The organism is Streptomyces sp. NPDC008139 (assembly GCF_042957025.1).
In the GTDB taxonomy this organism is placed as follows: domain Bacteria; phylum Actinomycetota; class Actinomycetes; order Streptomycetales; family Streptomycetaceae; genus Actinacidiphila.
The window spans coordinates 125495-146734 of sequence record NZ_JBIBHM010000011.1 but is presented as its reverse complement, the minus strand read 5'-3'; the positions used below and the strand labels follow the sequence as shown (position 1 = coordinate 146734).

The window sequence follows — 21240 nt, the reverse complement described above, 5'->3', positions numbered from 1 at the left end:
CGCGCCCCGCCCCGCCGGCGTGGTAGTTGGGCTGCTTGGGGGTGCGGTGGGGCGCGCGCGGTGGGGGGGGGCGCACGGGGTCGTCCCGCCCCCCCCCACGCCCCTTGCGGATCTCGTCCTGGCGGCCGGTGCTACTCGACCGGGTCGGTCGGGGTCGCTCCGGGGCCGCGCCCGGAGAGGACTTCGCCGTACGCCTGCATGAGATCGGGCAGGCGCAGGGTGGACAATTCGTCGCGGCTGGGCGAGGCCGGGTACTCGGACAGCCGCAGGTCCCGGTAGGCGCAGCTCTTCTCGTACAGGGTGCGCAGCAGCCGTCCGTTGCCCAACTCGTCGATCCAGCCCTGGTCCACCACGTGGCCCGCGATGGCCTTCAGCTCCTCCAGCGCCTCCTCGTCCCAGCGGTCGCCGTTCTCCGCGGCGAGGACTTCACCGATCCGGGTGAGTTCCAGCGGCCGGTAGCTGGGGAAGTCGACGCGGGTGGTGAAGCGGGAGCTGAGTCCGGGGTTGGCGGCCAACAGCCGGTCCATCCCCTCGGGGTAACCCGCGAGGATGACCACGAGCCGGTCGCGGTTGTCCTCGGCGCGCTTGAGCAGCACCTGGAGCGCCTCGTCGCCGTACGCGTCGCCCTTGCTGTAGCCGGAGTTGGACAGCGCGTACGCCTCGTCCACGAAGAGCACGCCGCCGAGCGCGGAGTCGATCAGCTCATTGGCCTTCACCGCGGTCTGGCCGAGGAATTCGCCGACCAGATCGGAGCGTTGGGCCTCCACCAGGTGGTCGCCGCCGAGCAGTCCGAGCGCGTAGAAGACCCGGCCGAGGATGCGGGCGACGGTGGTCTTGCCGGTGCCGGAGGGCCCGGAGAAGACGAAGTGCCGTTTCGGCGGCTGCACCGGCAGGCCCTGCCCGGCCCGCAGCCGGGCCATCCGCAACTGCGCGGACAGCGCCTTGACCTGGCGCTTGACCGGCTCCAGACCGACCATCCTGTCCAGTTCCGCCAGCGCCTGGGTGAGCAGCACCGGGTCGGAGCCGCCCATCGGGACCTGCACCGGCAGGGCGCCGCCGAGCGGGGCGGCGGACCGGTCGCGTACGTCGTCGTCCAGCGGGCCCGCGGACAGCAGCGACTCGTCGGGCTCCGGCCCCGGACCGCGGCCCTCGCCGGGGTCGGCCAGCAGCGCGGACTCCATGTCGGCGCCGCCCTCCGGCATCGCCTGCCCGGTCCCTGCCAGCGATACGGCCGCCAGCCCCACGCCCTCGTCGAGGCCGTCGTCGGTCTCGTGGATCGCGGCCAGCCGGGCGGAGGTGTCCATGAAGGCGGGGTCGACGCGGTGCACCGCCCGGTAGAGCGGCACGGCCGCCGCCGTACGCCCGGTGCCCTCGTACGCGCGGGCCAGCCAGTAGCGGAGCTCCTTGCGCTGCGGCTGCTCGCTGCGGCAGCGCATCAAGGCGGCGGCCAGCAGCGGCTCGGCCTGGCCGCACATCTCCAGCCTGACCCTGGCCATACCGCCGAACAGCCCGGCCTCGATGCCGAGTACGGGGTCGCCCAGCAGTGGCTCGGTGTGCCGGACCAGCCGCTCCCAGTCCTTGACGAGATAGGCGCGGCAGGCGTGCAGGAAGCGGACCTGCGGGTCGGTGTCGACCGGCGGGCAGTCCGCCAGGGCCCGGTCCAGCTCGGCGACATGGCGGCCGTCCAGCCAGTGCGAGGCGTGCGCCAGCAGCAGGTCGCGGCTGGTCTCCAGCACCGGCTGCACCCACCAGCCCAGCCAGTACCAGGAGTTGAGGGTCCTGCGGTGGGCGGCCCGCTGCTCGCCGAAGCGGTCGCGGTGCCGGTACATCTGGAGCAGCGCGGTGGCGGTGTCGGCGCGCAGCGCGTGCAGCCCGAGCCAGGCGTCCGCCATGCCGGGGTCGATCCGGACCGCGGTCCTGAACTCCTCCTCGGCCTGGACGTAGGCGCCCATCGTGTACGCGTCGACGCCGCGCAGCCAGGCGAGATCGGCCGGGGCGCCCGGACGCTCGGTGCCGAAGTCCATCAAGTCCCCACCAATCGTTCCCCCGCGCCGCACTGTCGCCCGCTGTCCCAACCCGTGTGCACCGGGCGGGAGTTGGGGCAGGCGACAGTCCACCCCCGGCTGCCGGTCCGCCCTTTTCGCATCGTACCCGCGATGTCCCGTGGGCCGTAGGGTGCCGTGACCTGCGGGACAGCGTGAATCCGCGTGAGCGCGGGGAACACGGCCCCGACGTACGGCCGTCGGGCGGTGACCGTGAGTGAGAAAAACCGGCTCTCGACGGGCCGATTCCGGCCCGGAGACAGGGCAGAGCCCCCGGTCACGGGGGAACAACCGGGGGCTCCGCGTCTTATCAACGGCCGTCTCCGGCCGCTTGTTGAAAACGTAAGTGCTGGATACCCGGCCGGTCAAGCGGTGTTGACGGACGTGTGCCCGGCGGCGGGGGAGTGGCGGCGGGCTGCCGCCGAGTCGTCACTCCCGGTGATCACGGGCGGGGTTCGGGACGGCCCGGCAGCCGCCGACGTCGTCGGTCTGGCGCACCAGAAGGTCGGCGAAGGGGCGGGACGGATCCGCGGCGAAATGCGCGTCCTCCGCGCGGGTCCAGCCGGTCCAGAAATGTGCCAGTTCCGGTCCGTCGCGCAACAGTCCGCGCTGCCGCGCGGTCGCCGGCGGCACCTCCAGCCACAGCAGCAACGCCAGATACGGGCGCAGCGCTTGCCGCCCGCTGCCGACGCCGTCCAGCAGCACGACCGGCGCGGCCGGGATCTCCCGCTCGCCCGCGAAACGACGCGCGGTCCAGTCGTACACCTGGTGCCGGGCGGACCTTCCCTCGCTCAGCGGCGTCAGCACCTGTTCGACCAGGCGGCCGGTCCACTCGAACGGCTCCTCGTGCGTGGCCAGGTCGTCCAGATGGACGACGGGCGCGCCGCCCAGCTCCGCCGCCAGCCGCCCGGCCAGCGTGCTCTTGCCCGAGCCCGCGTGCCCGTCCACGGCGATCAGCCGCGTCCGCCCGCAGGACGGCTCCGCCCCCCCGAGCAGCCGCCCCAGCTCCCGTACCGTCAGTCCGTTCACCCCCCGACCTTACGGCGGGCCCCCGCCCGGCGGCCCGCGCGCCGTCGCGTGTCCGGGGGCTCGGGGCCGCTCACCCGCCACCGCCGCACGCGCCGCCGGGGGCGCCCCGGTACGGTGCGAAGGTGACCCACTCCGAGAGCGGCGGCGCAGCCGCATCCGTGCTGTACACCTCCGAGCGCCTGGCGAGGGCGCGTGCCGAGGCCGAAACGGCGGGCGTCCAGGCCCTGCTGGTGGCGCCCGGCGCGGACCTGCGCTATCTCACCGGGTATCAGGCGCTGCCGCTGGAGCGGCTGACGTGCCTGGTGGTGCCGGTGGAGGGCGAGCCCTTCCTGGTGGTGCCGCGGCTGGAGAAGCCCGCCGCGCAGGCGTCGCCCGCCGGCGGGCTCGGCATCGAGATCGTCGGCTTCGACGAGACCGACGACGCGTACGCGCTCATCGCCCGGCGGCTGCCCGCCGCGGTGGCCCGCTTCGCCGTCGACAACCACATGTGGGCGGAGAAGCTGCTCGCCTTCCGGGCCGCGCTCCCGGACGCCGAGGCCGTCCTCGCCGGTGACGTGCTGGCGGAGCTGCGGATGCGCAAGACACCGGCGGAGATCGCTGCGCTGCGCCGCGCGGGCGCGGCGATCGACCGGGTGCACCGCAGGATCGGCGAGTGGCTGGTGCCCGGCCGCACCGAGCGCGAGGTCGCCAAGGACATCGCGGACGCCATCATCGAGGCGGGCCACGAGCGGGTCGACTTCGTGATCGTCGGCTCGGGGCCGAACGGCGCGAGCCCGCACCACGAGGTGTCGGACCGGGTGATCAGGGCGGGCGACCCGGTGGTGATCGACATCGGCGGCACCACCGCGGACGGCTACTGCTCGGACTCCACCCGTACCTACGCCGTGGGCGAGCCGCCCGCCGCCTTCCGGGAGCTGTACGACGTGCTGCTGCGCGCCCAGACCGCGCAGACCGCTGCGGTACGGCCCGGTGTCACCGCGGAGGAACTGGACGCCGTCGGCCGGGACATCATCACCGACGCGGGCTACGGCGACCACTTCATCCACCGCACGGGACACGGCATCGGCCTGGACACCCACGAGGAGCCGTACATCGTGGCGGGCAGCAAACGCCCCCTTGAGCCGGGAATGGCGTTCTCCGTGGAACCGGGCATCTATCTGCCCGACACCTTCGGCGCCCGCATCGAGGATATTGCCGTCTGTACGGAAAGCGGTGGCGAGCGGCTCAATCTGACAGGGCGTGACCTGGTGGTTCTTCCCTGTTGAGCGCCAGTGGTCCAGTCCAATGTTGTTCCCGGCGCGCGGCCGGAAACCCTGGTGGAAACGGCCGGTGAACGACGATAGTTGGGGCCACCTGTCATGCACTCGTAGGAGCGGGCAGGAATTCCCGATCACATCGAGGGGAACACCGCCATGACCAGACCCGCGCCCCGGCGTGCCGTACTGACCGCCGCGCTCGCGGCGGCCGCGGCCACCGCGACCGCGTCCGCGCAGTCCGCCTCCGCCGCCCCGGCCACCGCCTCCGGCGCGGCCGTTCCCGACGCCGCGCGACACCAGGCAGGCGGCGGCACGCCCGACGCCGCCCCCGTCGACTACCACGGCTGGACCTCGCTGCCCGACTGGCTGTTCGGCACCCACCACGGCACGCTGCCGCTGCCGGGCCGCCGGCCCGGCGTGGTCATCGGCCGCGCCACCGGCACGCTCGACTACACCGACCCGCACACCGGCACCACCGCGACGTGGGAGTCGGCCACCTGGACCTCGCCGGTCCGCCGGGTGCCGCACCCCGCAAGCGAGCTGATCGCGTCCTGGAACGCGCACACCCCTGCGGGCACCTGGATCCAGATCGAACTGCTCGGCACGTACACCGACGGCACCGCGACCCCGGCGTACGTCATGGGCCGGTGGACCGCGGGCGACGGCCCCGAGGACATCCGCCGCACCTCGGTGGACGACCAGACCGACGGCAAGAGCAGCATCTGGACCGACACCTTCTCCATCGACGACACCACCGCCGGGCCGCTGCTGGCCTCGTACCGGCTGCGGCTGACGCTCTTCCGCAAGCCCGGCAGCCGCGCCACGCCCACCGTGTGGCGGCTCGGCGCGATGGCGTCCAACATCCCGGACCGCTTCACCGTCCCGGCGTCGGTGCCGGGCGTGGCCAAGGGCGTCGAACTCCCGGTGCCGCGCTACTCGCAGAACATCCACAAGGGCGAGTACCCGGAGTACGACAACGGCGGCGAGGCCTGGTGCAGCCCGACCTCCTCGACGATGGTCATCGAGTACTGGGGCCGCGGCCCCACGGCCGCGGACCTGGCCTGGGTGAACCCCGCCTACGCCGACCCCCAGGTCGACCAGGGCGCCCGCTACACGTACGACTACCAGTACGAGGGCTGCGGCAACTGGCCCTTCAATGCGGCCTACGCGGCCACGTACAAGGACCTCCAGGGCGTCATCACCCGGCTGCGCTCGCTCGACGACATCGAGCGGCTGATCAAGGCCGGTATCCCCGTCATCACCTCGCAGTCCTTCCTCGCCACCGAACTGGACGGCGCGGGATACGGCACCTCGGGCCACCTGATGTGCATCGCGGGCTTCACCGCGGACGGCGACGTCGTCGCCAACGACCCGGCCAGCTCCAGTGACGACGCGGTGCGCAACATCTACAAGCGCGCCCAGTTCGAGACCATCTGGCTGAGGACCAAGCGGATCAACGCCACCGGCGGCGTCAGCGGCGGCACCGGCGGTGTCGCCTACGTCTACTTCCCGGCGAAGCCGAGCCCCGGCCAGCGCCGCGCGCTGGCGGCGGTCGGCATCGTCTGACATCCGTCTGTCCGGTCGTCTCCGGTCGTCTCCGGTCGTCTGTCCGACCGACCGGCCGTTTCCGGCCCGGCCCCGCTCCTCGTACGCGAGGGGCGGGGCCGGGTGCGTGCGGGGGTGGACAGGCCGTCGCACGTGGGGAATTGGACTCGAAGTGGTAGAGACCAATTCGTGGTTTAGTCCAAAGGTCTGGACCAACTATTGACGGGTTCGCGTCACCGCAGGATTCTGTCTGCCACGTTCCCCCACAGGAGGCTAGACGTGAACCGTCTCAAAGCAATCGGCTCGGGCGTGGCCGCCGTCGCCCTGGCCGTGGCCGGGCTCGGTACCGTTGCCGCTCTCGGCCCAAGTCAGGCCAGCGGAGCCACGGTCTCGACGAACGCCCTGACCAACAACTGGTACGCCGCCGCCCCGTATCTGATGCCCAACGACAACAACCCGCCGAGCGCGACCGCCATCATGGACGCGACCGGCCTGAAGGCGTTCCAGCTCGCCTTCATCCTCGCCCCCAACGGCGGTGGGTGCAGCCCCACGTGGGACGGGACCAGTGCGGTGTCCTCCGACACCGCGGTGGCGAACGTGATCTCCGCGATCCGGGCCAAGGGCGGAGACGTGTCCGTCTCCATCGGCGGCTACGGCGGCACCAAGCTCGGCCAGGCGTGTTCCGACGCCGCGTCCACGGCCGCCGCGTACCAGCAGGTCATCACCAAGTACCAGCTCAAGGCGATGGACTTCGACCTGGAGGAGCCGGAGTACGAGAACACCGCGGCCGTCGCGCGCGAGATCGGCGCGGCCAAGATCCTCCAGCAGAACAACCCCGGCCTGTTCATCTCGGTGACCACGGCGGGCACCGCGGCGGGCACCGGCTGGTTCGGCCAGCAGATGCTCAACGAGGCCAAGTCGCAGGGCTTCACCCCCAACAACTTCTCGATCATGCCCTTCGACGGCGGCTTCAACGGGGCGGCGTCGCAGACCAGCGCGCTCACCGCCTTCAACGGCCTGCTGAAGACCACCTTCGGCTGGGACACCGCCACCGCGTACGCCCACGAGGGCTTCTCCGGCATGAACGGCCGCAGCGACACCGGCGAGTTCTTCTACCAGGCCGACTTCCAGACCGTGCTGGACTACGCGACCAGCCACGGCATGGGCCGCTTCACCTTCTGGTCGCTCAACCGCGACCGCCAGTGCAGCCCGCCGGACAACAACGGCAGCACCTCGGGCACGTGCAGCAGCGTGGCGCAGAACTCCTGGGACTTCGCCAAGTACTCGGTGAAGTTCGCGGGCGCCACGCCTCCCACCAACCCGCCCACGACGCCGCCGACCACACCGCCGACCACCCCGCCCGGCGGCGGCACCTGCACGGTCGCCCAGTGGGCCGCCTCCGCCGTCTACGTCGGCGGCAACGAGGTGGCGCACAACGGGCACAAGTGGAAGGCCAAGTGGTGGACCACCAACGAGGAGCCCGGCACCACCGGCGAGTGGGGCGTGTGGCAGGACGAGGGCACCTGCTGACCGGCCGCCGACCGCGACGGTCCGACGTTCCGTGGCGGCGACCGCACAGGCCGCTGAACCGCTGTCGGTCGAACTGGTCTGAACTGGTCTGAGGCTGTCCGAAAATCTATCGCGGGTCCGCGGCCGTCACCGGCAGCGGACCCGCGCTGGTGTGTGCGCGAGTCCGCATCTGCGCGTTTTCGCATATGCACATGCTGGTGGTTGTTGACCAAAAACGGACCCTGGATCTCCGGTCGCGTGTTTCACTCCGAACACGTGATCAGTAGCCTCACAGGGTAGACAGGTGCGCGCCCGTCGGCCGAACCACCGTGTGCGACGCGCCCGTTGAGCCCGATGACCTGGAGACAGCAACCGTGACCGACCGTCCTTCCTGGGCCCCGCAGGGCATCGACCTGACGGTGCCCAGCGTGTCCCGGATCTACGACTACTTCCTCGGTGGCTCGCACAACTTCGAGGTGGACCGGGAGGCGGCGCGGCTGGCCATGCGGGCCATGCCGGGGGCGCCCAAGATCGGCCAGGCCAACCGGGCGGTCATGCACCGCGCCGTGCGCTTCGCGATGGATCGCGGCATCGACCAGTTCCTCGACATCGGCTCCGGCATCCCCACCTTCGGCAACGTTCACGAGGTGGTGCAGCGGGCCAACCCCGACGCCCACGTGGTGTACGTCGACAACGACCCGGTCGCCGTCGCCCACAGCCGCGCCGTCCTGGAGGGCAACGACAAGGCGACCATCGCCGCCGCCGACCTCCGCGACCCCGGCTCGGTCCTGGACAACCCCGAGACCAAGCGGCTGCTGGACTTCGACCGCCCCATGGGCCTGCTGCTCGTCGCCGTCCTGCACTTCCTGTCCGACGCCGACCACCCGAACGAGGTCGTCGCCGCGCTGCGGGACGCGCTGGCCCCCGGCAGCGTCCTGGTCGTCACCCACGCCACCCTCCAGTTCGGTCCCGTCCCCTCCGGACAGCGCGGCGTCCAGGCCGTCTACCAGCGCACCGCCACCCCGCTGATCATGCGCACCAAAGAAGAGGTGGAACGCTTCTTCGACGGCTTCGAACTCGTCGAGCCCGGCGTCGTCCCGCTGCCGCACTGGCGCCCCGAGGCCCCGCTCAGCGACGACGACGACCCCGCCGTACTCCACGGTCTCGCCGGTGTGGGGCTGAAAGCGTGACCGCGCTCCCGGCCGCGGCCGGAAACGAGGGCGCGCACGCGCCCGACGCACGCCCCGGCGACAATCTGCGCAGATTCGCCGCCATTTGGGCACGCGCCATCTACCCGGTGACGGTCACCTCGATGACCCGCGCCGAGTTCGAGGACCACCTGGTGCCGCTCACCCGCGTGCTGAGCGACACCCTCAGGGGCCGCCCGTTCGACCCCCGCCCGGCCGCCGAGGTCGGCACCGCCCTGGTCGCCGCGCACTGCACCGACCCCGAGGCGCTGCCCAGCATCCTCGGCGTCATCGACGCCTACCTCGTCCTGTACTGCCCGCCGGGCCCCGGCCTCGACACCGACGAATGCCGGGCCCGCTGCTCACGCCTCCAGCACGCGGTCGCCGTCGGCTTCTCGCGGGCCCTGCGCGAACGCACCCTGCGCGAGCAGGAGTCCATCATCCGCGCCGCCCTGGACGCCCAGCGCGACGCCGAGGGCGCCCTGGCAGCCAGCGAGGCCCGCTTCCGCGCCGTCTTCGAGGGCGCCGCCCTCGGCATCGGCATCGCCGACCTCGACGGGGAAGTCCTCGAAGTCAACGACGCGATGACCCGGATGTTCGGCAGCGAATCCCTGACCATGCGCCGCAATGTCACCGAATGGGTCCACAAGGACGACGGCACCGGCACCGGCACCCGCCGGCTCAACGGCGAGCTGGTACGCGGCGAACGCGACACGTACGACGTCGAGCGCGCCTACCAGCGGGTCGACGGCACCATCTTGTGGGCCAACGTCCGGGCGTCCCTGCTGCGCGACGCCACCGGCCGCCCGCAGTACCAGCTCGCGCTCGTCGAGGACGTCACGGAACGGCGCGGACTGCTGCGCCGACTGCGCCACCAGGCGACCCACGACGCGCTCACCGGACTGCCCAACCGCGCCCTGTTCTTCGAACGCCTCGACGCCGCGCTCGACGCCGACCCCGCCAACGGCACCAGCCGTATCGGCGTCTGCTACCTCGACCTCGACGGCTTCAAGGCCGTCAACGACAGCCTCGGCCACGCGGTGGGCGACCAGCTCCTCGTCGCCGTCGCCGAACGCCTCCAGTCGTGCGTCACCTCGCCCGATCAGCTCGTCGCCAGGATCGGCGGCGACGAATTCGTCGCCCTCTACACCGACCCGCCGAGCCTCGCCGCCGTCACCGCCCTCGCCGAACGCATCCTGGACGCGCTGTCCGCCCCCGTCCTGCTCGACGGCCGCGAACTGCCCGTCCACGGCAGCATCGGCATCGTCCACGGCCCCGTCGAGTCCCGGATCGCCGCCGACGTCCTGCGCAGCGCCGACATCACGATGTATCGCGCCAAGGAACAGGGCGGCAACCGGTACGAGGTCGCCGACCCGGTCGCCGACGCCCGCGCCATCACCCGGCACGGCCTGACCAACCAGCTCCCGAGCGCCCTGGAACACGACGAGTTCTTCATCGAGTACCAGCCCCTCGTGGGCCTCGACGACGGCGCCGTGCACGGCGCCGAAGCGCTGGTGCGCTGGTGCCACCCCACCCACGGCATACTCGGGCCCGACCAGTTCATCCCGCTCGCCGAGAGCACGGGACACATCGTCGGCCTCGGCCGCTGGGTCCTGGAGCGGGCCGCCCGCCAGGCGTACGCCTGGCAGAGCGAGCACATCGGCGGCGGCCCGCCGCCACGGGTCAACGTCAACCTCTCACCGATCCAGCTGCACCACCCCGAGCTGGTCCAGGAGGTCTCCCGCGTCCTGGAGGACACCGGCCTCGACCCCGCCTCGCTCTGCCTTGAGGTCACAGAGAGCGCTCTGATCGGCGCCGACGAGGACACCCTCAAGCCCCTGCGGCAGATAGTCGACCTCGGCGTCTCCATCGCCCTCGACGACTTCGGCACCGGCTACTCCAACCTGTCCTCCCTGCGCTGGCTGCCCGTCAGCGTCCTCAAGCTCGACCGCTCCTTCACACGCGGCATGCGCGGCCACGCCGCCGACCCCGTCGACCTCAAGATCGTCGGCGGCATCGTCTCCCTCGCCCACGCCCTCAACCTGACCGTCACCGTCGAAGGCGTCGAGACCCGCACCCAGGCCGACCATCTGCGCGCCCTCGGCTGCGACACCGGCCAGGGCTGGTACTACGCCCGCCCCGGCCCGCCGGAACGGCTCCACACCCTGTCGCTGGCCGACGCCAGCTAGCCGCTCGGCCCGCCGTCACGGCTCCGCCCGCGCGCGGGCCGTGAGAAACGACGCACTCGGGTGCGTCGGGCGGCCCTCGGAGCGGAGCCGCGCGGCCCACGTGGTGGAATCAGGCGATACGCCAGCCCGTGGTCCGCCCGAGGAGAGCCCCCTGAACACCGCCGTCGCGGAGACGATCTCCGCCCTCGCTCTCCTGGTGGTCCTCGGCTTCGCCGTCCTGCGCCCGCGCGGCTGGCCCGAGGCGGTGGCCGCGGTGCCCGCCGCGGGACTGCTCATCGGCATCGGGGCGGTGACGCCGTCCGCAGCCTGGCACGAGACCAGGGAACTGCTGCCGGTCGTCGGCTTCCTGGCGGCCGTGCTCGTCCTGGCGGAACTGTGCGCCGACGACGGTCTGTTCACGGCGGCGGGCGACGCGGTCGCGCGGGCCTGCCGAGGGGAGCCCAAGCGGCTGCTGGCCGGGGTGTTCGTCGTGGCCGCGCTGGTCACGGCGGTGCTCAGCCTGGACGCGACCGTCGTCCTGCTCACCCCGGTGATCATCGCGACGGCCGCGCGGGCGGGCGCCAGGGCCCGCCCGCACCTGTACGCGACCGCGCACCTGGCCAACTCCGCCTCCCTGCTGCTGCCGGTCTCCAACCTCACCAATCTGCTGGCCTTCACGGCCGCCGGAGTGTCCTTCACCCGCTTCGCGCTCCTGATGACCCTGCCGTGGCTGCTGTCCGTCGGCATCGAATACGCCGTCTTCCGCCGCTACTTCGCCGCCGACCTCGCCGTCCGCGAGCACCCGCCGGAGCAGGGCGAGCCGCCGGCCGTACCGGTGTTCACGCTGGTCGTCCTCGGCCTGACCCTGGTCGGCTTCGCGGTCACCTCGCTCGGCGGCATCAACCCCGCCTGGGCGGCGCTCGCGGGCGCGCTGGTCCTGGGCGTACGGGCGCTGCGCCGCCGCCGGGCGACGGTCCGCGGCCTGGTCGCGGCGGCCGGGCCGCTGTTCTGCCTGTTCGTGCTCGCCCTCGGCGTCGTGGTGAAGGCGGTGGTCGACAACGGGCTGTCCGACGCCGCCGACCGGGTGCTGCCGCACGGCAGCGGCCTGCTCGCGCTGCTCGGGACCGCCGCGTTCGCCGCCGTCCTGGCCAATCTGATCAACAACCTGCCCGCCGTGCTCGCCCTCCTTCCGCTGGCCGCCGCGGGCGGCCCCGGCCCGGTGCTCGCCGTGCTCATCGGCGTCAACCTCGGCCCCAACCTCACCTACGCGGGCTCGCTCGCCACCCTGCTGTGGCGGCGCGTGCTGCGCGACCACGGCACCGACTCCGACCTGGGCACCTTCACCCGGCTCGGGCTGCTCACGGTGCCGCCGACGCTCATCGCCTCCACGGTCGCGCTGTGGGCGGGGCTGCGGCTCACCGGAACCTGACCGACGCCTCCCCGGTCAGCTCCGCTTGGTGAGCGTGCTGGGGGCGCCCTCGGCCTGCGGCCCCGCCTCGATCCGCAGGGTGCGCGCGTCCGTCATGGAGACGGAGTACTCATGCCCTGTCAGACAGGTCAGCGACGAGTCGGGGTCCGTGGGCTCGGCGGCGGTGACCCGCAAGGTCATGGTGTTCCCCCGGACCCGCGCCAGCGACAGCGCCTCCGTACAGCCCCGCTCCGCCCCCGTGCCCGCCTCGGGGATGTTGCTGACGTCCTGGCCGACGGCCTCGCCGCGTGCCCCCGCGTGCAGGGTGAGCGTGACGGTGAACCGGTCGCTGCGCGGCTGGCCGCCGCTGCCGCTCGGATTGCCGGGCCCCGTACCGACCCAGGTGCCGACCCACGAGGCGGGCAGCGCGTCGGTGGGCGCGGAGGTGTGGGTGCTCGTGCTCGGGTCGGGATTCCCGTTGTTGTTGTCGCCGGAGCCGCGCTGCTGGTCGAGGATCACGCCGACCACCACGAACAGCGCCAGCACGCCCGCGAGGATCAGGCCGACGCGGGCACCGCGGCCCATCCCCGGCGCGCGGCGCGCGGCACCCCACGGCGCGGGTTGCGGCCCGGAGTACGGCCCGGTGGGCCGGACAGGGCCCGACACGGGCGACGGTGTACGCGGCGGCGCGTACGCGGCGTGCGGGGGAGCGGGGGTCTGGCCTCCGGAGCTGGGGCCGCGGCCGGGCGCGGTCAGCGGCGCCGTGGGGGAGTACGGCGAGGGCCCCACGGCGGCCGTCGGGTCCGCCAGCAGCGTGCGGACCCGCGCTTCACGGCCGCGCAGCTCGTCGGTGAGGCCGGGCGGCGGGACCTCGTGCCACACGCCCGTACGGTGCCCCGCCTCCCGCAGCAGCGCCAGCGCCTCCTCGGCGGTTGGCCGGTCGGCCGGTTCCTTGGCGAGGCACGCGTGGACCAGCGGCGCCACCGCGTTGGGCAGCCCGGTGAGGTCGCCGTCCTCGTGCACGATCCGGTACATCAGCGCGGGCGTCGACGGCTCCTCGCCCGGCCGGTTGAACGGTCCGTGCCCGGTCCCCGCGTAGACCAGTACGGCCGCGAGCGCGAACAGGTCGCCGGGCTCGGCGGACGCGCCCGCGGTCGCCTGCTCGGGCGCCATGTAGCCGGGGGAGCCGATCACCCCGCCGGTCCTGGTGTGCCGGGAGTCCTCCGCGGCCCGCGCGATGCCGAAGTCGATCAGCAGCGGCCGGTCGGGGCCGAGCAGTACGTTCGACGGCTTCACGTCGCGGTGCGCGAGACCCACCGCGTGCACCGACCGCAGCGCCTCGCAGAGTTCGGCGGCCAGCGACGCCAGGGCCGGTTCCGGCAGCGGGCCGTGCGCCGAGACCCACTCGGCCAGTGAGGGCGCCGCCACGTACTCGGTCGCCAGCCACGGGGGGCGGGTGCCGGGCGGGCTGTAGTCCACCACCGCCACCGTCCACGGCGAACGCACCCGGTCCGCGTGGCGGATCTCCCGCGCGAACCGTTCCCCGAAGCCGGGGTCGAGCCCGAACTCGGACCGTACGGTCTTCAGCGCGAGTGCCCGCCCGGCGGGTGTGCGCGCCAGATAGACCTGTCCCATGCCGCCCGCGCCGAGCCGCGCGAACAGCGGGTATCCGCCGACTGTGCGCGGATCCGTGGCGTCCAAGCTCTCCATGGGCAGCAGCGTAGGGCCGCTCGCGGCCCTGTGGGAGCGTGATCGTACTCATCCGCCTCCGTCGCCGTACTCACCTGTCACTCCAGTCGTGTCTTGCTTCTTTTCCCGCCCGCCCGCCCACCCGTGCGGGTGTTTTGTCGTCTGCGGGTGCCGCTTGTGCCTGGTCGTCGGTGCCGGTCCGGGGCACCTCCTCGAAATGCGGCTACCTGGTTCCTCGTGTCCGGCACCGTTCCTGTCACCGCATTTCTGCGGGGGCACCCCGGCCCGTCCCCTCCCGGTACGTCGGCGTCCGCCTGTCCGGTGGGGGTGGCGGAGAGGGGTGGTGGGGGTGAGGTCGTCGGCGTCCGCCTGTCCGGTGGGGGTGCCGGGGGGAGGGGGTCGGTGGAATGCGGGTCCTGCGCCGCCGTCGACCCGCCGGGGTGGGCGGGAGGGGGCGGATGGGTCAGGGCCCGTCGGCGTCCGCCTGCCGGTGAGGGTTGCTGGGGAGGGGGTGCTCGGGGACGTCGGCGTGCGCCTGCGCGCTGTGGCTGAGGGAGGTGTCAACGACCGGTGAGGGCGGCCGACTGTTCCTCCACCGTGGGGATCGGCGGAGCCCTTCTGTCTTTGGCACCCGTTCGCCTGCGGACCGTGTGAGGGTGCCACTCCCCAGCCCCTTGGGCGGAGGACGCTCGGGGGCCCTCGCGGTCTTTGGCACCCGTCCGCCTGCGGACCGTCCGAGGGGGCCACCCACCCAGCCCCCCGGGCGGAGGACGCTCGGGGGGCCCTCACGGTCTTTGACACCCACCCCGGCCACCCACGGACAGGCGGACGCCGACGGGCGAGGAGGGGACGGGGCGGGGTGCCCCCGCAGAAATACGTCGACAGGAACGGCACTGGATGCGCGGGGCCAGGTGTGACGGATTTCGAGGAGGTGCCCCGGACCGGCACCGACCAGGCACAGGCGGCACCCGCAGACGGAGAAAGCACCCGCACGGGTGGGCGGGCGGGAAAGACAGGACACACACTCGCGCCCGTGACGTGAGGCGTCCGATCAGGCATACTCCAACGCGCCAGAACCGCTGATCACCGCGTGCCGCGACCCGGCAGGGGACCATCGGTTCATGGGCACTGCCCACCGACGGCGCCGCCACACCCAGGGCGTGCCGCCGACGCCCCCGACAGGGAGGAGCGTGCCGCGATGTCGCAGCACGGCCCGCAGCCGGTTGTCCGCCACCTGCCCACCGAGGAGGCGCGGGATCTGCTCGCGCTCACCCGGGACCTGGCCCAGCGGGAGATCGTGCCCGCGGCCGCCGCGGAGGAGGACGCGGGCCACTTCCCGCGTGAGACCTTCGCGCTGATCGGGGAGACCGGACTGCTCGGCCTGCCGTACGCGGAGGAGCACGGCGGCGGGGGGCAGCCGTACGAGGTCTATCTCCAGGTGCTGGAGGAACTGGCCGCGGCCCGCCTCACCATCGGCCTCGGCGTCAGCGTCCACACCCTCGCCTGCCACGCGCTCGCGCACTTCGGCGCCAAGGAACAGCGCGCCGAGCACCTGCCCGCCATGCTCGGCGGCAGCCTCCTCGGCGCCTACTGCCTCTCCGAGCCCGCCGCGGGCTCCGACGCGGCCAGCCTGCGTACGCGCGCCGTACGTACCGGCGGCGGCGCGGACGGCGACGGCGGGAACTGGACGATCGACGGCACCAAGGCGTGGATCACCCACGGCGGGGTCGCCGACTTCTACACCGTCCTGGCCCGCAGCGGCGGCGACGGCGCGCGCGGCATCTCCGCGTATCTGGTGCCGGGCGACGCGCCGGGCCTCAGCGCCGCCGCGCCCGAGCGGAAGATGGGCATGAAGGGCTCACCCACCGCGCAGGTGCACTTCGACGGCGTGACCGTCCCCGACAGCCGCCGCATCGGCGAGGAGGGCCAGGGGTTCGCCATCGCGCTGGCCGCGCTGGACGCCGGGCGGCTCGGCATCGCCGCCTGCGCCGTCGGCCTGGCCCAGGCCGCGCTGGACGCCGGGCTCGCGTACGTCAAGGAGCGCCGCCAATTCGCCCGGCCCCTGGCCGACTTCCAGGGGCTGCGCTTCATGATCGCCGACATGGCCACCAAGATCGAGGCGGGACGCGCCCTGTATCTGGCCGCGGCCAGGACCCGCGACGCCGGTCTCGACTTCTCCCGGCAGGCCGCCATGGCCAAGCTCTTCTGCACCGACGCGGCGATGCAGGTGACGACGGACGCCGTCCAGCTCCTGGGCGGCTACGGCTACACGGCCGACTTCCCCGTGGAGCGGTACATGCGCGAGGCCAAGGTGCTGCAGATCGTCGAGGGCACCAACCAGATCCAGCGCATGGTGATCGCGCGCCACGTGGCGGGCCCCGAGTCGCGGAGCTGAGCGGTCACCCGGCGGGTGGTACCCCGGCGCCCCGGTCGGGGCGCCGGCTTCAGGCCGCGCGGGGCGCCGGTACCCGGAAGGGGTGCGAGCCGGGACCGCCCACGTGCGAGAAGGGCTGGGTGCGCCAGTCCAGGGTGTCGGGCAGGACCAGGAGGGTGCCGAGGTCGAGATCGTGGACCTCACCGGGCAGGGAGCCGTCGAGGGGGCTGGCCTCCTCGACGGGGCGGCCCGAGCCGGAGCAGACCGTGAGGCCGAAGGGGTTCCACGGGGTGGGGCACAGGGCGTGCTCCGGAAGCCGGTCCTCGTCGGCGAAGACCGCGATCGGCCGCGCGCACTCCGGGCAGTCCACCCGGACCAGTTCGAGATCGTCCTCGAACGAGTCATCCGTGTCGTCGGCGTCCGGCAGTCCCGGCAGCAGCGCGAGCGCGAATTCGCGTTCGTGCCCCTCCTCGGGCGCCGGCTGGGTCCGCTCACTGCGGTTGTGGCGCACATGGTTACGCATATTCGCGTCTCCCCCATCGGACGGATGTGCCCTCCATCGGGCCGGCCCGGCGTCAATCCCGCGGCCATAGCGAGCACTTCCCGCCGCGCTACGCGGGTAATCACGCCATCGACCTCATAGGGATGCATTGGGTGTGGCCTTCGTCACATCCCGCCTTTTGGCCGGTCCATGCGCCCTCGCCATGCCTCCGCGCACCCCTCGTGCCCCCGCGCGGCATCTTGCGGGAGTGCCGGATAAGGTGCGAGCGGGCGTGGCCGGGCAGGGCCCCGCCGACCGGTGGAAGCGGCTCGGCAGAATGCGTGGCGACGTGATGCGTGACGGTGGGATGCGTGACAGGTGGCGGCGTAATGCGTGACGGTGGGATGCGGACCAACTGGGCCGGGAACATCACCTTCTCGGCGGAACGGGTGCACCGCCCGGAGTCGACCGGCGCCCTGCGCTCACTGGTCGCCGCGAGCCGCCGCGTGCGGGTGCTGGGCAGCGGCCACTCCTTCAACGACATCGCCGACACCGACGGCGCCCTCGTCGAACTCTCCGGCCTGCCACCGGAGATCGACATCGACCCGGCCGCGGCCACCGTCCGCGTCGCCGCGGGCGTCCGCTACGCCGAACTCGCCCAGCGGCTGCACGAGTCCGGCTTCGCGCTGCCCAACATGGCGTCGCTGCCGCACATTTCGGTGGCGGGCAGCGTTGCCACCGGCACCCATGGCTCCGGCAACGCCAACGGTGGCCTCGGCACCTCCGTCAGCGCCCTCGAACTCGTCACCGCGGACGGCGAAGTCGCCGTACTCAGCCGGGACAAGGACGGCGACCGCTTCGACGGCGCCGTGGTCTCGCTCGGCGCGCTCGGCGTCGTCAGCGCCCTCACCCTCGACCTGGTCCCCGACTTCGCCGTCCGCCAGCACGTCTTCACCGGGCTCGAACTGGCCGACCTGGACCGGCACTTCGACGCGATCACCGGGGCCGCGTACAGCGTCAGCATGTTCACCGACTGGCGCGCGCCGCGCTTCGGGCAGATCTGGCTCAAGCAGCTCGCCGACGCGCCCGCGCCCGAATTCCCCTGGGCCGCGCCCGCCGCCGGGCCGATGCACCCCGTCCCCGGCGCCGACCCCGTGAACTGCACGTCGCAGCAGGGCGTGGCCGGCCCCTGGCACGAGCGACTGCCGCACTTCAGGCCGGGATTCACCCCCAGCAGCGGCGCCGAGTTGCAGTCCGAGTACCTGCTGCCCCGCGAACACGCCCTGCCCGCGCTCCACGCCCTCGCCGCGCTCGGCGCCGACATCGCGCCGCTGCTCCAGATCTGCGAAGTGCGGACCGTCGCCGCCGACCGGCTCTGGCTCAGCCCCGCCTACGGACACGACTGCGTCGCCTTCCACTTCACCTGGGTGCCGGACACCGCCGCCGTCCTCCCCGTCCTCGCCCGCCTCGAACGGCGCCTCGCGCCGTACGCGCCGCGCCCGCACTGGGGCAAGGTCTACGTCGCCGACGCCGCCGAGGTCAGGTCCCGCTACCCCCGTATGGCGGACTTCCGGGCGCTGGCCGCCGAGCTGGATCCGGACCGCACCTTCAGCAACGCCCACCTGGACCGGCTGCTGCCCGTGTGACCGCGACGGCGGCACCCGGCGCGGGATGTGACCGAACCGTGCACATGCATACGTAACGCGGCGCTGTGCCTATGGGTAAGGTCATCCGCTATGGAGGAGTTGGACCGGCACATCGTGGAACTTCTCGTCGCCGACGGGCGCATGAGCTACACCGACCTGGGCAAGGCCACCGGCCTGTCCACCTCGGCGGTGCACCAGCGCGTGCGCAGGCTCGAACAGCGCGGGGTGATCCGCGGCTACGCGGCCATCGTCGACCCCGAGGCGGTCGGCCTGTCCCTGACGGCCTTCATCTCCGTCAAACCGTTCGACCCCAGCGCCCCCGACGACATCGCGGACCGGCTCGCCGAGGTCCCCGAGATCGAGGCGTGCCACAGCGTCGCGGGCGACGAGAACTACATCCTCAAGGTGCGGGTCTCCGCCCCCATCGAGCTGGAACACCTCCTGACCCGGATCCGCACCCTCGCGGGCGTCTCCACCCGCACCACGGTCGTCCTTTCCACGGCGTACGAGGCCAGGCCGCCGCGCGTCTGAGCCGTGTGTCCGGCCGCCGTGGACCCGCCGTCACGGGAGGCGCGGAGGCGCCGGGGGCGCCACCCCGGAGTCCGGTGCGCGCCCCGACCGGGGGACACTTGTGCCCATGCACCGCACCTCCACTCCGCAGCCCCCCGCCACCCCCGCGCCGACCGGCACCGTCCTGCTCCGCGGCGGCGCCGTCTACAGCCCCGCCGACCCCTTCGCGACCGCGATGGTCGTGGACGGCGGCACCGTCGCGTGGGTCGGTTCGGAAGGGGCCGCGGACTCCTTCGCGGACGGCGTGGACCGTGTCGTCCAGCTCGAAGGGGCGCTGGTCACCCCGGCCTTCACCGACGCGCACGTGCACACCACCGCCACCGGCCTCGCCCTCACCGGCCTCGACCTGTCCGGCGCCGCGTCGCTGGCCGACGCGCTGACCCGTACGGCCGCGTACGCCGCCGCGCGGCCCGCCGACCGCGTGCTGCTCGGCCACGGCTGGGACGAGAGCCGGTGGCCCGAGCGGCGCACACCGACCCGCGCGGAGCTGGACGAGGCGGTCGGCGGACGACCCCTCTACCTGACCCGTACGGACGTCCACTCGGCCGCCGTCAGCACCGCGCTGCTCGACCTGGTGCCCGGTGTCCGGGACGAGCCCGGCTTCGACCCGCAGGCGCCGCTGACCAGCGACGCGCACCACGCGGTACGCCGCGCCGCGTACGCCGCCGTCACCCCCGCCCAGCGCGCCGCCGCCCAGCGCGCCGCGCTGCTGCACGCCGCGGAACAGGGCATCGGCGCGCTGCACGAGTGCGCGGGCCCCGACATCTCCTCCGAGGACGACCTCACCGGCCTCCTCGCGCTGGCCTCCGCCGAAGCCGGGCCGCGGGTCTTCGGCTACTGGGCGCAGGCCGCGTCCGCCCCCGCAGACCTCGACCGGGTCCGGGACCTCGGCGCGATCGGCGCGGGCGGCGACCTCTTCGTGGACGGCTCGATCGGCTCCCACACCGCCTGCCTGCACGCCCCGTACGCCGACGCGCCGCACACCGGCGTCAGCTACCTCGACGCCGAGACCATCGCCCGCCACCTCACCCTCTGCACGCAAGCGGGCCTCCAGGCCGGTTTCCACGCCATCGGGGACGCGGCGATCGGCGCGGTCGTCGACGGCGTACGGGCCGCCGCCGCGGCCGTCGGCCTGGAACGCGTCAGGGCCCTGCGGCACCGCGTGGAACACGCCGAACTGATGACCCCCGACACCATCGCGGCCTTCGCCGAATTCGGCCTCGTGGCCTCCGTACAGCCCGCCTTCGACGCGGCCTGGGGCGGCGAGGACGGCATGTACGCCGACCGGCTCGGCGCCGAGCGGGCCCGCGACCTCAACCCCTTCGCCGCCATGACCCGTGCCGGGGTGCCGCTGGTCCTCGGCTCCGACAGCCCCGTCACCCCGCTCGACCCCTGGGGCGCCGTCCGCGCGGCCGCCTTCCACCGCACCCCCGAGCACCGCGTCTCGGCCCGCGCCGCCTTCAACGCCCACACGCGTGGCGGCTGGCGCGCCATCGGGCGGGACGACACCGGCGTCCTGGTCCCCGGAGCCCCCGCCGACTACGCCGTCTGGGACAGCGGCGACCTCGTTGTCCAGGCCCCCGACGAACGCGTCGCCAACTGGTCCACCGACCCGCGCTCCGGCACCCCCGGCCTGCCCGATCTCACCCCCGGACGCCCGCTTCCGTCCGCCCTGCGCACCGTCGTCGGCGGCCGTACCGTCTTCGAGCGGCCGAACGGGTGAGCATCGCTCGGCACATGCGGCCGAACGGTGTGCCCTCGGCCTGTCGCGGTGTGTCGCAGGGCCCCGCACTGACCTGCTGATTTGGCGAAACCCCGCAGGTCAAGGGGGTGTTGACAGCCGATGGTCAGAGGCGAGTAGGTTCGGCCAAGTCCACCACAGGACGTCGGACCGGGGGCCCTCCGCGGTTCTGTCGACCGCCGCTGGGCCATGGGGCGCCGCGCCGCACGTGCACGCCGCCACTGGCAGCCAGGTCCAGCGTCAGCGGCGCCGGAACGCGTACGCGCCCCGGTCGGCAGGTGTGACCCGGGAAGGGCCCGGACGCCCAGTAGACAACGGCCTTGGTACTGACCCGCAGCCAGCGGATCCCAGGTCGGCCCGAAGGGCGTCCGGGCCCGTTCCGTTGCCCTCGTGCTCCCTGTTCCGCAGTCTGGGGGTCCCCCCGGACGGAGTCTGGGGGAGGATCCCGCGTCGGCTCGATGGGCGCCTGGGCCCGTTCCGTTGCCCTCGTGCTCCCTGTCCCGCAGTCTGGGGGTCCCCCCGGACGGAGTCTGGGGGAGGATCCCGCGTCGGCCCGATGGGCGCCTGGGCCCGTTCCGTTGCCCTCGTGCTCCCT

At 73.2% G+C, this 21240-nt stretch carries 14 protein-coding genes; 10 read left to right on the top strand and 4 right to left on the bottom strand.

Going from position 1 to position 21240, the window contains the following annotated elements; translation table 11 throughout:
• Window positions 1-131: 131 nt before the first annotated feature.
• Complete coding sequence (locus tag ACFZBB_RS24065) at window positions 132-2024, bottom strand: AAA family ATPase (protein WP_391125940.1); 1893 nt, start codon at window positions 2022-2024, stop codon at window positions 132-134.
• A 447-nt stretch (window positions 2025-2471) separates the two neighbouring features.
• Window positions 2472-3071 (bottom strand): uridine kinase, encoded by a 600-nt coding sequence (locus ACFZBB_RS24060; protein WP_391125937.1) that lies wholly within the window; start codon window positions 3069-3071, stop codon window positions 2472-2474.
• A 122-nt stretch (window positions 3072-3193) separates the two neighbouring features.
• Here ACFZBB_RS24060 and ACFZBB_RS24055 point away from each other — a divergent pair, with 122 nt between their 5' ends.
• From ACFZBB_RS24055 to ACFZBB_RS24030, 6 genes are all read left to right on the top strand, one after another.
• On the top strand, window positions 3194-4336 hold the full coding sequence (locus ACFZBB_RS24055) for a M24 family metallopeptidase (protein ID WP_391125934.1): 1143 nt from the start codon (window positions 3194-3196) through the stop codon (window positions 4334-4336).
• Between the two features lie 147 nt (window positions 4337-4483).
• Window positions 4484-5893, top strand: a complete 1410-nt coding sequence (locus ACFZBB_RS24050; RefSeq protein ID WP_391125931.1) for a C39 family peptidase — start codon at window positions 4484-4486, stop codon at window positions 5891-5893.
• Window positions 5894-6151: 258 nt separating this feature from the next.
• Window positions 6152-7402 carry a carbohydrate-binding protein gene (locus ACFZBB_RS24045; RefSeq protein WP_355347117.1) on the top strand — a complete coding sequence of 417 codons (1251 nt, stop codon included), beginning with the start codon at window positions 6152-6154 and terminating at the stop codon, window positions 7400-7402.
• 353 nt (window positions 7403-7755) lie between these two features.
• Window positions 7756-8571 carry an SAM-dependent methyltransferase gene (locus tag ACFZBB_RS24040; protein WP_391050623.1) on the top strand — a complete coding sequence of 272 codons (816 nt, stop codon included), beginning with the start codon at window positions 7756-7758 and terminating at the stop codon, window positions 8569-8571.
• Window positions 8568-10757, top strand: coding sequence for an EAL domain-containing protein (locus tag ACFZBB_RS24035; protein WP_391125927.1), 2190 nt, complete (start codon window positions 8568-8570; stop codon window positions 10755-10757). The genes ACFZBB_RS24040 and ACFZBB_RS24035 overlap by 4 nt, the downstream gene beginning before the upstream one ends.
• A 151-nt stretch (window positions 10758-10908) precedes the next feature.
• On the top strand, window positions 10909-12165 hold the full coding sequence (locus ACFZBB_RS24030) for an SLC13 family permease (protein WP_391126287.1): 1257 nt from the start codon (window positions 10909-10911) through the stop codon (window positions 12163-12165).
• Between the two features lie 15 nt (window positions 12166-12180).
• On the opposite strand, the gene ACFZBB_RS24025 is transcribed toward ACFZBB_RS24030, so the two are convergent.
• Entirely contained in the window at window positions 12181-13854 is a 1674-nt protein-coding gene (locus tag ACFZBB_RS24025; protein ID WP_391125924.1) for a protein kinase, read from the bottom strand.
• Between the two features lie 1177 nt (window positions 13855-15031).
• Between ACFZBB_RS24025 and ACFZBB_RS24020 the strand changes: the two genes are divergently transcribed.
• Window positions 15032-16228, top strand: coding sequence for an acyl-CoA dehydrogenase family protein (locus tag ACFZBB_RS24020; RefSeq protein ID WP_391125921.1), 1197 nt, complete (start codon window positions 15032-15034; stop codon window positions 16226-16228).
• Between the two features lie 49 nt (window positions 16229-16277).
• On the opposite strand, the gene ACFZBB_RS24015 is transcribed toward ACFZBB_RS24020, so the two are convergent.
• A complete protein-coding gene (locus ACFZBB_RS24015) occupies window positions 16278-16730 on the bottom strand; it encodes a hypothetical protein (protein WP_391125918.1) in 453 nt (150 codons plus the stop codon).
• A 347-nt stretch (window positions 16731-17077) separates the two neighbouring features.
• On the opposite strand from ACFZBB_RS24015, the gene ACFZBB_RS24010 reads away from it, so the two are divergent.
• The 3 genes from ACFZBB_RS24010 (at window position 17078) to ACFZBB_RS24000 (ending at window position 20627) form a co-directional block, all read left to right on the top strand.
• Window positions 17078-18334 (top strand): FAD-binding protein, encoded by a 1257-nt coding sequence (locus tag ACFZBB_RS24010; RefSeq protein ID WP_391125915.1) that lies wholly within the window; start codon window positions 17078-17080, stop codon window positions 18332-18334.
• A 90-nt stretch (window positions 18335-18424) separates the two neighbouring features.
• A complete protein-coding gene (locus ACFZBB_RS24005; protein WP_355347139.1) occupies window positions 18425-18865 on the top strand; it encodes an Lrp/AsnC family transcriptional regulator in 441 nt (146 codons plus the stop codon).
• Window positions 18866-18971: 106 nt separating this feature from the next.
• Window positions 18972-20627: an amidohydrolase family protein gene (locus ACFZBB_RS24000; RefSeq protein WP_391125912.1), complete on the top strand. Its 1656-nt coding sequence runs from the start codon at window positions 18972-18974 to the stop codon at window positions 20625-20627.
• Window positions 20628-21240 lie beyond the last annotated feature (613 nt).

What these genes read in the sequence shown, in the direction of transcription:
- ACFZBB_RS24065 (WP_391125940.1), bottom strand. Translation starts at nt 2,024, where the DNA reads ATGGACTTCGGCACCGAGCGTCCGGGCGCCCCGGCCGATCTCGCCTGG.
- ACFZBB_RS24050 (WP_391125931.1), top strand. Translation starts at nt 4,484, where the DNA reads ATGACCAGACCCGCGCCCCGGCGTGCCGTACTGACCGCCGCGCTCGCG.
- ACFZBB_RS24025 (WP_391125924.1), bottom strand. Translation starts at nt 13,854, where the DNA reads ATGGAGAGCTTGGACGCCACGGATCCGCGCACAGTCGGCGGATACCCG.
- ACFZBB_RS24020 (WP_391125921.1), top strand. Translation starts at nt 15,032, where the DNA reads ATGTCGCAGCACGGCCCGCAGCCGGTTGTCCGCCACCTGCCCACCGAG.
- ACFZBB_RS24015 (WP_391125918.1), bottom strand. Translation starts at nt 16,730, where the DNA reads ATGCGTAACCATGTGCGCCACAACCGCAGTGAGCGGACCCAGCCGGCG.
- ACFZBB_RS24010 (WP_391125915.1), top strand. Translation starts at nt 17,078, where the DNA reads ATGCGTGACGGTGGGATGCGGACCAACTGGGCCGGGAACATCACCTTC.
- ACFZBB_RS24005 (WP_355347139.1), top strand. Translation starts at nt 18,425, where the DNA reads ATGGAGGAGTTGGACCGGCACATCGTGGAACTTCTCGTCGCCGACGGG.
- ACFZBB_RS24000 (WP_391125912.1), top strand. Translation starts at nt 18,972, where the DNA reads ATGCACCGCACCTCCACTCCGCAGCCCCCCGCCACCCCCGCGCCGACC.